This is a genomic window from Desulfofarcimen acetoxidans DSM 771, from assembly GCF_000024205.1.
In the GTDB taxonomy this organism is placed as follows: Bacteria; Bacillota; Desulfotomaculia; order Desulfotomaculales; family Desulfofarciminaceae; genus Desulfofarcimen; species Desulfofarcimen acetoxidans.
In genome coordinates, this window is sequence record NC_013216.1 from 4,501,326 (window position 1) to 4,513,956 (window position 12,631).

Genomic DNA, 12,631 nt, shown 5'->3' on the forward strand with positions numbered 1-12,631 from the left:
CAAATACCTCCTTTAATTTAGTTTTTATTGACTTCGGACACTGGAAGCACCGCAGGTACCTGCTTGCCTTTCAGAGCAAGGCCGAACAACCCGGCCAGCAAAGGCAACCAGATTAACAGGTTAATGGCGTAAACAATACCCGCGTGTTGCGCCAGCAGGCCTACCAGGCCAACACCCAAACCACCGATTCCGATGCCAAAACCCAACATCAAGCCAGAGGCCATAGCAGCATTTTTAGGAAGAGCTTCTTGAGCTACTACAATTGTCACTGAAAAAGATGCTAAAAGTGTGGCCCCGGCTAAAGCCAAAAGCAGGTAACTCAAGGCGCCTCTGGTAACCAAAAACAGATAAAACAACGGTGTGGCCGCTATCAGCGAACCTACGATGACTACTTTTCTGCCCATTAAATCAGAAATATAGCCGCCCACAAGTCCGCCCATTGCCCCGGCAAACAGCATTAAAAAAATCAGACGACTACCGGCTATCAGTGAAATATTTTTATGCTGCAGGTACAAGGGCAAGAAAGATATTAAACCGAAATAGGCCAATGAACGGCAGGCTACTACCAGGACTACTTTGGCCAATTCAGCCCGGGCCGAGCGCAGTGCAGGCAACAGAGGCGGCGGAGACGACTTTGCCTTTACCTGGTCCCTGGGAGCAGTAAACCAGAGCAGGATAGCTGCAAAAACTCCGGGCAGCATTAATATTGGGGTATATTGCATACTATAGGCTTGAATAAAGGGTACAACTACCAGTGGAGTCAGCGCCCAGCCAACGTTTCCGGCAGCCGTAAAAACGGCCTGAAAAAAACCCTTCCTTTGACCGCTGGCAGAGGTAACCATAGACGATGCCTGAGGGTGAAAAGCAGCAGTACCGAGACCGGCCAGCGTTACGATAATAAATAGCAAGGGGTAATTTTGGAACACTCCCAAAAGGCTTAATAAAACTGCCATCCACATGGTTCCTACATATACCATCCAGCGTTGATTCTTTTGATCTACCAAATATCCGAAAACGGGCTGCAGTAAAGAAGAAGTTATGGTAAAGGCTGAAACCAGAAAAGCACCCTTGCTTATACTCAGTCCTGCTGCCACCATAAAAGGCAGTATGGTTTGTATATAATTCATATACCAGTCATTAACCAGGTGCGCCAGGGAAAAGGAAAAAACTCTTCCTCTTTTTACCTCCCGAATGTCCATAAGCATTCCCCCATTTCATACTACCTCATAACTAACCCTCTGGAATTGAAAATCTCAGCCCACAAATGAAAAGGATATTAGTCAGAACAGCCTATACGTTTATTAATTTTTCAACTGGCAAATTTGTTCGTAGGAATACAGAAAAAACTCAAGGTTATTTTTCCTTCTTTCTATATCCTGTTTATATTCGGCCAATTTCTCCAACCCTTTACTGCTTATCTGATACCATTTTTTAGCCGGGCCCGGACTATCGGTATCCCAATAAGATTTCACCGCCCCCTCCTCCTCTAACACCTGCAAAGTCCTGTAGATAATAGCGCTGTCCGCAAAACAAAAAGGTATTTCCTTTTGCATTTTATTATACAAGGCTGCCCCGTAAAGATTCTCCCGTGCAAGAAAAAGCAAAATAAAGGCCGGAGCATGCCGGTAAACCTGAACTCTCTTAGACTTCATCATTTATCATCCTCATTATGTACAATACATATATATGTTAATTACATCTTGATTATACTTACATTAAGCGAGATAGTCAAGGATAATTATCTAAATATTTAGAAAAAATATTTAGATAATTATTAGAGTATAAATTTAAAAAAAACACCCCTGCCCGGCAGGTTTTTTAGAATAATTATTGAATATTACTAAAAACAGCACCTTTTTCAATAATTATGCATAAATAGATTAAAATTTTATTTATTTGTCATATTCAGAATTATTAATCATTGTCTCTTAAATTTTCTGTTTCATCGGAGTATTATCCAACTGCATCGTATTTATAGAGTATAGTCAAAAATACGAAAATCAAATTATGCCTTGGTGTATTAGAAGTTCTAATCTAAATTAAAATTGGATTTTACCGTCTAATCTTAGCACCTAAAGGCAATATGCTTGAAAGGAGAAGCATGAATCCAAATAAGTTATTAAAAAACCAGCTAGTGTTGATTGCAGATGATAATAAAAGCACTCGTATACTGCTGCGTAGAATTTTGGAGCAAGACGGGTATACTGTGATAGAAACACAAAACGGGCTGGAAGCTATTAATGCTTTTATAAATTTTAAACCGGATCTTATTTTGCTGGATATACTGATGCCCGTGATGGATGGCTTTGAAACTTGTACTAAATTAAAGCTGCTGCCGGAAGCCAACCGTGTGCCGGTGCTGATAATTACAGATTTAAATGATAATTTTTCAATTGAAAAAGCCTTCCTGGCGGGTGCCAGCGAGTATATTGTTAAGCCTATACATAGCGCTGTACTGCGAAACCGCGTAAAATACCTGCTGCATACAAAACAAATAGAAGACAACTTGATAGCCAGAGAAAAACAACTGCGAGATATTACATCTGCACTGGGTGAAGGTGTTTTCGTCGTTGATAATAACGGATTTATCATTTTCTTCAATCCAGAAGCCGAAAATCTTTTAGGCTGGTTGCACGAGGATGTGTTGGAAAAAGAAGTGCATCAGGTAATCCAACTAATTACGAATAACGGATCCGTTCTGTCGCACAAGGAGTGTCCCATTTATAAAACAATTTTTTCAGGAAAACCTTATAGTACAGAAGATTATCTTTTGATGAGAAAAGATAAAACAATCTTTCCGTCAAATATAGTAACAACTCCGATCAAAGAAAATGATCAAGTGGTGGGAGCTGTAGTAGCTTTTCGTGACATATCAGAACGTAAAGAAGCAGAAGAGGCATTAAGATTATCAGCAGAATTGTTTTCCAAAGCATTCAATAACAGTCCCTGCTTAATGGCCATTATTACACAGTCTGATGGAAGATACATTACAGTTAACAAAGCTTTTCCTAACATAACCGGTTATTCTTATGAAGAGATTATAAATCATACTTCTGTTGAACTAAATCTGTGGGCTAGACCCTGTGATTTTACTAAAATATCTAATTTATTAAGTGAAAAGGGTGTAATTTATAACCAGGAAGTTGAATGGCAGCTAAAATCAGGTGAATTGAGAAAAGGCTTATTCTCAGCCGAGAAAATTAATATAAACGGCAAACAATGCATAATGACGGTGTTCAATGATATTACAGAGATAAAGCGGTATGAAAGAGAGATCACCCGGCTTGACCAACTAAATTTAGTAGGTGAAATAGCTGCCGGCATCGCTCATGAAATTAGAAACCCCATGACTACAGTTCGTGGTTTTCTGCAGATATTTAGCGGAAAAGAAGAATACGCTAATAATAAAGAACACTTTAAACTCATGATTAAAGAACTGGATCGGGCAAATGCAATTATTACTGAATTTCTTTCACTGGCTAAAAACAAGGTATTAAATTTAAAAATGATTAACCTCTCAACTTTAATTAAGGGAATATATCCGCTAATTCAGGGAGATGCCGCGAGAACCGAAAAATATATACACATGGAATTGCAGGATGTTCCGGATTTATTAATAGATGAGGAAGAAATACGGCAGATGATGCTTAATCTGGTTCTAAACGGCCTGCAATCAATGTCCCCCGGGCAAAATCTCTTTATAAGATTATTCCAAGAGGAAAATGAAGTGGTTTTAGCTGTCCAGGATGAGGGTCACGGCATTCCTTCTAATATACTGGATAAAGTAGGTATACCATTTTTTACCACAAAAGACCACGGAACAGGTTTGGGGTTAGCCACCTGTTACAGCATTGCCACCCGCCATAATGCCACAATAAGCTTTCAGTCCAAAGACACGGGAACCACTTTTTTTGTTAAGTTTAAAATTAAAACATTTTAAGCCTTCCCATTTTTTTATGTCTAATATAACACAAATTTATCATTCTTATAATTAACTTATATACTTTGCATTTAAGTAAACTAATACAGATACATTTGCCTACCCTCTTGAGAGGGTAGGTCATGACTTACTTTTTAATCAATTTTTAATAACTTAAGGCGAAAGCTTTTTTAAACACCTTTCTATTTGAGAAACACAGGATGAATTTACCCCACAGGCCAGTTGCACCTGCCTGGTAGAAATCTTAATATCCTCTCTTAAAGAGGTTTTGACATATTTAAATACCGCATTCAGGCGGATAACATAAAGAAAATGCCCCTTTCCAACGGCTTATCTCAAAATACTCTTTATAGCCTCCGCACATACATTCACAGCGCAATCCATTTCCTCCCTGTTAATAATCAACGGCGGATTAAAGTAGAGAACATCTCCCAAAGGACGTAACAAAAGACCATTTTTTAAAGCCCTTTTATAAATCTGATAACCATATCTGCATTTGCTGTCAAACGGTTCTTTGGTTTCTTTATTTTTCACCAATTCAATCGCATTTATAAGTCCGATATTACGTATATCCCCTACATACGGACAACCCCAAATCTTTTCTCTTACGAGATTATTAAAGTATTCGGCCTGACCGCTGGCTTTCTGTATTATTTCTTCATCTTCAAGTATTCTTAATACTTCAACAGCGGCAGAACAGGCAAGAGGATTTCCGCAGTATGTGTGACTGTGCATGAACGCTTTGCCCTCATTGTAGTCCGCATAAAAAGCATCATAAATTTTATCGGTAGCAACCGTAAGCGCCATAGGCATATATCCCCCTGTAAGACCCTTCGAGAGGCACATTATATCTGGAGAAATCTCCGCATGTTCACAGGCAAACATTTTTCCTGTTCTTCCATACCCAGTTGCAATTTCATCAGCAATAAGATGCACATTGTATTCATCACATAGTTTTCTCAACTTTTTCAGATACACAGGCGGATATATTTTCATCCCAGCGGCAGCCTGTACGAGCGGTTCTACCAAAAGAGCACAGCTTTCATTGCCATATCCGGCGAAAGCTTTTTCCGCATCCTTAGAGCATTCTGCATTACATTCCTTACAGCTTTTGCCGTAACAACATCTATAGCAGTCAGGCCCATCAATTCTGATAATATCCAGCAGCATGGGTTTATAAATTTCGGTATACAAATCCACTCCGCCCACAGACAATGCGCCCAGCGTTTCACCGTGATAGGCAGCATTTAAAGCCATAAAGCGTTTTTTCTGAGGATTTCCGGTTTGATAATGATATTGAAAGCTCATTTTCATTGCCGCTTCAATGGCGGAAGAACCGTTATCAGTGAAGAAGAATTTTGTCAGTCCTTTAGGCACTATTTGGGAGAGCCTGTCACAAAGCTCAATGGCAGGAACATGAGAAAAATTCGCAAAAATAACATGTTCAAGACGGTCAACTTGTTCTTTGACTGCTTCATTAATTCTTTCATTACAATGCCCCAGCAGATTACACCACCACGAACTAATCACATCCATGTAACGATTCCCCATAATATCATACAGGTATACACCTTTTGCATGGTCAATGATAATAGGCGGCAATTTTTCATAATCTTTCATCTGGGAACATGGATGCCAGATATATTCCAAATCCTTTTTTACGTAATCCATACTTAGATCTCCCTGTACAACTTTTCTAATATTTCTGCATCTATTTCCATATCATTGGCATTTGAGTCTACACAGGCAATAATCGGTATTCCTGTAATGTATGCAATTTGCCTTTTGTTGTCTTTATGCAGAAAGTTATCTCTTTCATAGCAGTTAAAGATAATCCCTTTGATGCTGATTTCATTCTGTTTTGCATATTCCACGGTCAAAACTGTACTGTTAATGGTTCCAAGAGCAGCCGGCGCCACAAGAATAACATCAAGTGACAAGGCTTTTATTACGTCAGACAGCATAATGGTTTGATCATCTATCCTTAAAGGACATACTATTCCGCCGCTGCCCTCAACGGTTATATAGTCAAAACCTTCTTTTATTTTTTCAAAGTCAGAAATGATTTTTTGCATTTCAATCGGTTTCTGTTCAATTTTTGACGCCAAATGAGGGGAAACAGCAGTTTCATAAATATAAGACACTAAGCTGTTGGGGTCTTTTTCAAGCCCTGAAATCTTGCAAACATAATCGGCATCACCCGGGATAAGTTTTCCGTTTTTGCGCTGGGCTCCGCTAAGAACTGGCTTATAATATCCTGCGTTAAGTCCATGTTTCCATAGTTTCCTGGTAATCAACGCGGTCACAAAGGTTTTTCCAACATCTGTTCCTGTTCCCGTAACAAAAATCCCTTTACTCAAATCTTCTCTACCTCAAATCCTAGTTCTTTTAACATTATCATATCTTCATTAACAGTAATTCCCGATGTTGTCAGCATATCACCTGAAATTGCAGCATTTGCTCCCGACAAAAAGACCGCCCTTCCCTTATCATTCAAAAGTCCCCGCCCCCCGGCCAGACGAATAGCGGCATTGGGAATAATAAAACGAAAAAGAGCAGCTATCTGTCTTACCTCATTAATTTTCAATACAGGTAAATGTTCAAAAGGTGTGCCTTTGATCGGATTTAGAATATTAACCGGAACAGAACTAATTCCTAGATTGCGAATGTCCATCACCATGTCTATCCTGTCCTCCATGGTTTCGCCAAGTCCCATAATACCACCGCTGCACACTTCTAACCCAGCTTGCTGAGCAGCTTTTATGGCATTTATTTTGTCGTCATAGGTGTGAGTCGTACAAATGTTAGGAAAGTTTCTGCGGGAAGTTTCAAGATTATTGTGGTACCGTGCAACACCCGCGTTTTTCAATTTTTTGAACTGCTCAAAAGAAAGCAGTCCGTGAGATGCACACAAGGAAATACCGCAGGTGGTTTTGATGTTCCTATAGCTTTCGCAGAGTTCTTCTATTTCTCTGTTAGATAACCTTTTTCCTGAAGTGACGACAGAATAACGCAAAATTCCCATTTGCTGATTATATTTTGCGTCTTTTTTAAGCCTATCAGAATCGTGCAAAGGATATTCCTCTACTTCGGTATGGTAATATACAGATTGAGCGCAGTATTTGCAATCTTCCGAGCACTTACCGCCTTTTCCATTAATAATGCTGCAAATATCAAAGGAATTTCCGCAAAAGCGATACCGAAGTTCATTGGCACAATCGCACAGTTCTTGTAAATTTTCATTAATTAAAGAAAGTGCATCCTCTCTGGTGATTTGGTATCCGTAAAAAATTTTATTTTTGAGTGTTACAGCAGCGCTCATAGCTGACTTCCTTTCACAATTGGAATTAATCTTTTTGCCAGGACAGCGCTTGTAAAGCAAATCGCAATATCCCCTGGCACAGCAAGAATAAAACCATATAATATCAGCGCCCAAACCCCTATCGGTGAATTCATATAATAATTTGCTATTATGTAATAATAGGACATTCCAAACAGGTAAACAATTCCAAGACCTGCAAACCCTGCTGCCAAAAGTCTTTTAGAGCTTGGTGTTTTAGTTTTTTCCGCTATAAACCCTGTCAACCAGGCTCCTGCCATGAATCCTATGATGTATCCAAAAGTTGGCCGAAAGATATACCCGATGCCGCCTCCTCCTGTGAAAACCGGAATTCCAATCAGACCCATAGCAATGTATATCGCAACCGAAATTGCCCCCAATTTTTTTCCAAGAAGCAATCCGGCCAGGTTTGCAAACAAAAATTGCAAAGTAAACGGCACTATCGGAACAGGTATTTTGATATAGGCTCCAATGGCTATTAAGTCCGCAAACACCGCACACAATATTAAATTTCTGGTATTCCATTGTTTGTTTTTAATAGTCATTTTTATCTCCCTATTGAAATTGATTCGGGATGCTATCTCCCTACCTATTTTGTATTATAGTAGTAATTAGCCAATGTCGTCAACCATAATATTTTTTTAGGTTGACGATAAGACCTGAATTCGGCAGCAAAAAACCACCTATTTTACGGTGGCATTCATAGGACATTTGAGAAACCATAGTTTCTCATGTTCCTTGCAAAAGCCTATATCATGTTCTTGTAGCCTCTACCGACTACCACCCAAAAAGAACTACAATCGCTTGCAGTTCCTAACTTTACTCGGAAAGTTTGGTCAAAAAAGATGCAAGGACAAACTGCAAATTATGCTTATTTTATGGAGTTAAGAACTTTATCAAAGTTTAACCGTTCTCGCCCTTAGACTATTTTCCATAATACCACCCGGTTATTACTTCGACGCATGCAAAATTATCCCTTAAAATTATTTTACGTGGAATATTTTTAGAGCAAAAAACATATGGATACCCACTAATTTTTATTAATGTGGTTAATAGTTAAGCAATTTTAATATTCCTTTAAGCTTCGGAAGATATTATTAGAGTGCGATAATTTTAAAACTCCGGCCAAGCCGTTAATATATAATCTCAATTCACAATCCTCCTTCTTACCTCCGCCTTGCGGGGGTTTTTATTTTGTAAATAACTGACCTATAAAACTTTACTCTTAGTTCATCAATCAAGCATTCACACGGAGTTCATAATGATAGTATAAAATCATAATCATAACCACAAACAAATACAAAACACTAAAAACTGGCCAGGGCAAGTTAACATACACCCCTAAATACTAGTTCCCAATAGCCTCTGCTTGCGGAGGTTTTCTTTTGGTCAGAATAAGATAAGCAATTTATTGACAATCTGTTTTATAATGGTAATATGGTCAAATCACTGTTTGGGAGGAGATGCTAATATTGACTAAAGAATTGATTAATAAGTTAAATAATAAGGCATAAAAATAAAGGTATTGCCCGTTTTAAATAGAAATAGATTATTTATCCAAAGTAGAGTATGTTAGGAGGAGATAGTTTGATACCATTCATAACTGTTGTATTTTTGGGATTATTAGGAGTTATATTATTTTCTATTTTTGGGAATAAAAATAGAAAATCACCAAACAACAAACGCTCTTCAGAGACACCTTTCTTCAGTACTCATCATCATGATTGCTGCAATAATGATCATGGTTACTTTGGCGGGGATAGTTCAGATTGTGGAGGCGGAGGAGGAGATTGCGGAGGTGGGGGCTGTGATTAGTTTCAATGAAACAAAATCCCCCTATAAGGTAGGATAAACAAAAAAGCCTCGAAGTCTCAAGGCTCCAAGGCTTTTTTTGCGTATGTACTCGCCAATAGTCATTTTCTCTTTTTCTGCTCTTCTTTGGATTATTTCTAACTCTGATTTCAAAAACGGATGGATTTTGTTTCTTTTTTTCATCTGGTATTTCGGTCTTTCTACCGGCTCCCTCCCTTGCTCCTCCTCGCGGAGCGCAACATATCATCTCACTCACCTCCCCTATACTAGTAGAACAATTCTTAATTATCATTGAACCACAAATCGACATGGTATATAATTCCCTGTAATAAATAATAAGTGGGAAAATAAAAAACCGCCCCCGAGACTGAGCGATCTAAAATATAATGCTTATACATAATTAATTTTTAGGTAACAATTAACATTTTTATACTAAACATAATAACAACCTCCTGTACATAAATATATTAATGTGGGTTATATATTTAAAAATAAGGAGGTTATTATTATGTTGTACTTTTTATTGTTAAGACTAAGAACACTTCATTTTGTCATTAATTTACGCATTAAATTAGCTTTTTATTAACATTTTCCCGGCGCTTGCCGGGTTTTTAATTGTTTATATAAGAATAATGCACTTAATTATACTCCCACTGAGAGTATAATTTATTCTATGCAGAACAGATTATTAATATAATTAATTAGTAAAAAAATATAATATGTTCTACTAAAAAATTCATCAGAAGTATGGCAAAAACCAGTCTCCATTAACAGGGCAAGAAAATTAATCTGAATCATTATATTTTATATGAAAGCAAGGATTACCATTTCTAACAGGGTAGAATATTTACCCCGTGCTTGGTATCCTTTAGTAGGTCAGAAAAATTATAGCGTCTCCCTACCAAAATCCTCGGCAAGAGAGTCGCATATCCTTCATTAAATTTCCGATAAATTGCAAAAAGTATATATTAAGCAATGTTGCCATTAACTAATTTTATAAAAAAAGAACCTCCGGGCTCTTTTTTTATAAAACCACAATGATTTACGGCAATAGAATCCATACTATTAGTTTCCATACAAAAACTTTTAAAGGGGCAGTAGCCATGTTATCCCTCCTTGCCATTTTCCATATACTTCGGCAAGAGGTTTGTGTTTCCTTTATTGAATTTTTGACAAATTACAACAACTTTATATTAAGTCATATCTACCATTAAAATAATTTTATCGCAAAATAAAAGAGCCTGGTAGGCTCTAATCCATTGAAGATAATATTTCTTTTGCCGCTTCAATATCAGATTGATGTACAACTAATCTAATTCCACCAATTGTAATAGGGGAATAGACGTACGTTGCTGAATGTTCATCTAATAAATGAGCCTTAATGCCCTCGCTTTCTAACAAACTTTTTATAATATGTGCCTCCGTAGCATCAAAAAAAGTACGCAACGTAACAAGTTTATCCATAAAAATCCACCCCGTTTTTACTTTTAGTATACACTATTAGCCAAACCAGGTAAAATACAAAACCGCCCTACTCAGGCGGTTTTGTATTTTTCTTTATAATTCGATAATACTCGTTTAGTACAGCATCAAGCATCTGGCTTGCAGCAAGAGCTTCCAGGTCAGCAAAGCCTTTAGCAATATCTAATTCATGTAGCTTTTGGCGCAACTCCTCTATTATTTCAAGAAGTTCCTTATGGTTATTCGGCTGTTGTTGGGTCAATGATTCTTTTTACCTCGGAAATATTATTGGCCGGGAAACCACCTTGTTTAGCATGCTCCATAACCATTTCTTTATTAGGCGCAACATATACACAATATATTTTGTCATCTGTTACGTAACTTTCAACCCATTGAATTTCAGGACCTAATTTGTTTAATACCCCGCATGATTTTTGGGAAATTGCCTTTAATTCTTCCGTTGTTAAATTTCCTGCACCAGGAATTTCCCTCTCAATAACGTACTTAGGCATAGTACTGGTCTCCTTTTGGTATATTTATAAATTTTAAATATTGCAAAATTCGTACCAATATTTAAAATATCCAAAAGGAATACAATCTAAACAAATTGTTTTAAAGCTGAACAAAGTAACGATTTATTAAAGAACAACTGCTAGATATTGATACATCTTTTATCCAGTATATCAAATAATAACCGCCCTCGCCAGGCGGCTCCTCATTTCTTCTTTCTTTGCTGCTGTTTCCGTTGTTGCAGTTCAGCTAACTCCTCGCTCTTTATTTTAGCAATAATCTTCTTCCACCAACCGGACTCATAAACCCACACACCGTTCACGCACCTATAATCGTGCGGGTTAATTGGACTTATCTTTAAGGGGTCTGGTCCTATCACTAACACCAACTCCCATTTTCTATAATATCACAGATTCCAAAACTCAGGTAACAGTAAAGACATATGAAAGATATAAGCAAATAGTAAAACCTAGAGTATTGCCAAGAATGGGTGCTATACCACTAGAAAAGTTAAAACCTATACACCTGCAGCAATTTTACACCGATCTTTTATCCGGAGAAAGAGAAGATACCAGAGAAGGTGTGTTGTTATCAAGAACAGTATTACACCATCACAGAGTAATACACATGGCCCTGGAGATGGCTGTTAAGTGGCAATTGCTACCCCACAATGTAACCGATGCCGTTATCCCGCCGAAGATAATAAAACCAGAAATACATGTACTGGATGAGAATAGTGTTCGTGAAATGATAGCAGCCGCTAAAGGAACACCTTGTTATACCGCATTAATATTGGCAGTTAGTACCGGTATGAGGCGTTGTGAAATATACGTTTTGAGATGGAGAGATGTAAACCTAGAGGCTGGCAACATAGCAATAAACCAATCAGTTCAATACTCAAAGGAAAATGGCCTTTATTTCAAAGAACCTAAAAATATAAGGAGTGGACGTGTTTAAAAAAGCTAAAATTGAGCAAAACAAAACTAGACTGGCTTACGGTGAACAGTATCAAGATAGCGATTTGGTCTTTACTCAGGAAGATGGCATACCTCAACATCCGGACATAATCTCCAGTTGGTTTCCCCAATTCATGAAGAGGAACGGTTTGCCGAGAATTACTTTTCATGGACTCCGACACACTCATACCAGTCTTTTATTGAAAAGTGTAGAATCACTGAAGTTGATTTGTGATCGCTTAGGTCATAGTGGAATTGGAATTACTTCGGACACATATACACACCTGATGCCCAGGATGCAGAAAAATGCAGTTGAAAAATTAGAGGAACTAATTTTTTTGGCGACGTTGGGCACTAAATGGGCACCAAAAACACAAAAAAGCCTCCAGGGTTTAACCTGGAGGTCTTGATTTTATTTGGCGCGCCCGGGAGGACTCGAACCACCGGCACACGGTTTAGGAAACCGTTGCTCTATCCACCTGAGCTACGGGCGCATAAACAATGGCGTGCCCGAAGGGAGTCGAACCCCCAACCTTTAGATCCGTAGTCTAACGCTCTATCCAATTGAGCTACGGGCACATAATTTTATAGAGATTCAAAGAACTACGGTTA

At 38.0% G+C, this 12,631-nt stretch carries 13 protein-coding genes and 2 tRNA genes; 4 read left to right on the forward strand and 11 right to left on the reverse strand.

Translation table 11 applies throughout. The features are described from left to right. Window positions 1–17 precede the first annotated feature (17 nt). Entirely contained in the window at window positions 18–1,199 is a 1,182-nt protein-coding gene (locus DTOX_RS20875) for an MFS transporter (protein WP_015759659.1), read from the reverse strand. 102 nt (window positions 1,200–1,301) lie between these two features. After that, on the reverse strand, window positions 1,302–1,655 hold the full coding sequence (locus DTOX_RS20880; protein ID WP_015759660.1) for a helix-turn-helix transcriptional regulator: 354 nt from the start codon (window positions 1,653–1,655) through the stop codon (window positions 1,302–1,304). A gap of 446 nt (window positions 1,656–2,101) precedes the next feature. Between DTOX_RS20880 and DTOX_RS22620 the strand changes: the two genes are divergently transcribed. Continuing rightward, window positions 2,102–3,940 carry a PAS domain S-box protein gene (locus DTOX_RS22620; protein WP_015759661.1) on the forward strand — a complete coding sequence of 613 codons (1,839 nt, stop codon included), beginning with the start codon at window positions 2,102–2,104 and terminating at the stop codon, window positions 3,938–3,940. 330 nt (window positions 3,941–4,270) lie between these two features. Here the strand turns inward: DTOX_RS22620 and bioA are convergent, their stop codons facing one another. Genes bioA through DTOX_RS20905 form a run of 4 tightly spaced genes read right to left on the reverse strand, consistent with a single transcriptional unit; the run spans window position 4,271 to window position 7,825 of the window. Next, window positions 4,271–5,611 (reverse strand): adenosylmethionine--8-amino-7-oxononanoate transaminase, encoded by a 1,341-nt coding sequence (gene bioA / locus DTOX_RS20890; RefSeq protein WP_015759662.1) that lies wholly within the window; start codon window positions 5,609–5,611, stop codon window positions 4,271–4,273. 2 nt (window positions 5,612–5,613) lie between these two features. Beyond that, window positions 5,614–6,300, reverse strand: coding sequence for a dethiobiotin synthase (gene bioD / locus DTOX_RS20895; protein ID WP_015759663.1), 687 nt, complete (start codon window positions 6,298–6,300; stop codon window positions 5,614–5,616). Beyond that, window positions 6,297–7,262 (reverse strand): biotin synthase BioB, encoded by a 966-nt coding sequence (bioB, locus tag DTOX_RS20900; protein ID WP_015759664.1) that lies wholly within the window; start codon window positions 7,260–7,262, stop codon window positions 6,297–6,299. The genes bioD and bioB overlap by 4 nt, the downstream gene beginning before the upstream one ends. Continuing rightward, window positions 7,259–7,825 (reverse strand): biotin transporter BioY, encoded by a 567-nt coding sequence (locus DTOX_RS20905; protein ID WP_015759665.1) that lies wholly within the window; start codon window positions 7,823–7,825, stop codon window positions 7,259–7,261. Before DTOX_RS20905 ends, bioB begins: the two co-directional genes overlap by 4 nt. A 1,042-nt stretch (window positions 7,826–8,867) precedes the next feature. Here DTOX_RS20905 and DTOX_RS20910 point away from each other — a divergent pair. After that, window positions 8,868–9,095: a hypothetical protein gene (locus DTOX_RS20910; RefSeq protein ID WP_207636003.1), complete on the forward strand. Its 228-nt coding sequence runs from the start codon at window positions 8,868–8,870 to the stop codon at window positions 9,093–9,095. 1,248 nt (window positions 9,096–10,343) lie between these two features. Here DTOX_RS20910 and DTOX_RS20915 read toward each other — a convergent pair. The 3 genes from DTOX_RS20915 to DTOX_RS20925 all read right to left on the reverse strand — a co-directional run bounded on the left by DTOX_RS20915 (window position 10,344) and on the right by DTOX_RS20925 (window position 11,065). Next, complete coding sequence (locus DTOX_RS20915; RefSeq protein WP_015759667.1) at window positions 10,344–10,556, reverse strand: putative signal transducing protein; 213 nt, start codon at window positions 10,554–10,556, stop codon at window positions 10,344–10,346. 67 nt (window positions 10,557–10,623) lie between these two features. Beyond that, window positions 10,624–10,815 carry an aspartyl-phosphate phosphatase Spo0E family protein gene (locus tag DTOX_RS20920; protein WP_015759668.1) on the reverse strand — a complete coding sequence of 64 codons (192 nt, stop codon included), beginning with the start codon at window positions 10,813–10,815 and terminating at the stop codon, window positions 10,624–10,626. Then, complete coding sequence (locus DTOX_RS20925; protein WP_015759669.1) at window positions 10,793–11,065, reverse strand: DUF4242 domain-containing protein; 273 nt, start codon at window positions 11,063–11,065, stop codon at window positions 10,793–10,795. The genes DTOX_RS20920 and DTOX_RS20925 overlap by 23 nt, the downstream gene beginning before the upstream one ends. A gap of 343 nt (window positions 11,066–11,408) precedes the next feature. Between DTOX_RS20925 and DTOX_RS25050 the strand changes: the two genes are divergently transcribed. After that, a complete protein-coding gene (locus DTOX_RS25050) occupies window positions 11,409–12,020 on the forward strand; it encodes a site-specific integrase (RefSeq protein ID WP_083773514.1) in 612 nt (203 codons plus the stop codon). Then, the gene (locus DTOX_RS25055) at window positions 12,013–12,429 is read left to right on the forward strand and encodes a tyrosine-type recombinase/integrase (RefSeq protein WP_042316369.1); all 417 of its coding nucleotides are present in this window, start codon (window positions 12,013–12,015) and stop codon (window positions 12,427–12,429) included. The genes DTOX_RS25050 and DTOX_RS25055 overlap by 8 nt, the downstream gene beginning before the upstream one ends. Before the next feature lie 7 nt (window positions 12,430–12,436). Here DTOX_RS25055 and DTOX_RS20940 read toward each other — a convergent pair. Both DTOX_RS20940 and DTOX_RS20945 read right to left on the reverse strand, forming a co-directional pair. Beyond that, window positions 12,437–12,513 (reverse strand) — tRNA-Arg (locus tag DTOX_RS20940). Window positions 12,514–12,521: 8 nt separating this feature from the next. Continuing rightward, window positions 12,522–12,598: transfer RNA gene (locus DTOX_RS20945), tRNA-Arg, on the reverse strand. Window positions 12,599–12,631 lie beyond the last annotated feature (33 nt).

Bases quoted from the DNA above. Each gene is read 5' to 3' on its own strand.
- DTOX_RS20925 (WP_015759669.1), bottom strand. From the start codon at position 11,065: ATGCCTAAGTACGTTATTGAGAGGGAAATTCCTGGTGCAGGAAATTTA.
- DTOX_RS20880 (WP_015759660.1), bottom strand. From the start codon at position 1,655: ATGATGAAGTCTAAGAGAGTTCAGGTTTACCGGCATGCTCCGGCCTTT.
- DTOX_RS20875 (WP_015759659.1), bottom strand. From the start codon at position 1,199: ATGGACATTCGGGAGGTAAAAAGAGGAAGAGTTTTTTCCTTTTCCCTG.
- DTOX_RS20915 (WP_015759667.1), bottom strand. From the start codon at position 10,556: ATGGATAAACTTGTTACGTTGCGTACTTTTTTTGATGCTACGGAGGCA.
- DTOX_RS22620 (WP_015759661.1), top strand. From the start codon at position 2,102: ATGAATCCAAATAAGTTATTAAAAAACCAGCTAGTGTTGATTGCAGAT.
- DTOX_RS20905 (WP_015759665.1), bottom strand. From the start codon at position 7,825: ATGACTATTAAAAACAAACAATGGAATACCAGAAATTTAATATTGTGT.
- bioA (WP_015759662.1), bottom strand. From the start codon at position 5,611: ATGGATTACGTAAAAAAGGATTTGGAATATATCTGGCATCCATGTTCC.
- bioB (WP_015759664.1), bottom strand. From the start codon at position 7,262: ATGAGCGCTGCTGTAACACTCAAAAATAAAATTTTTTACGGATACCAA.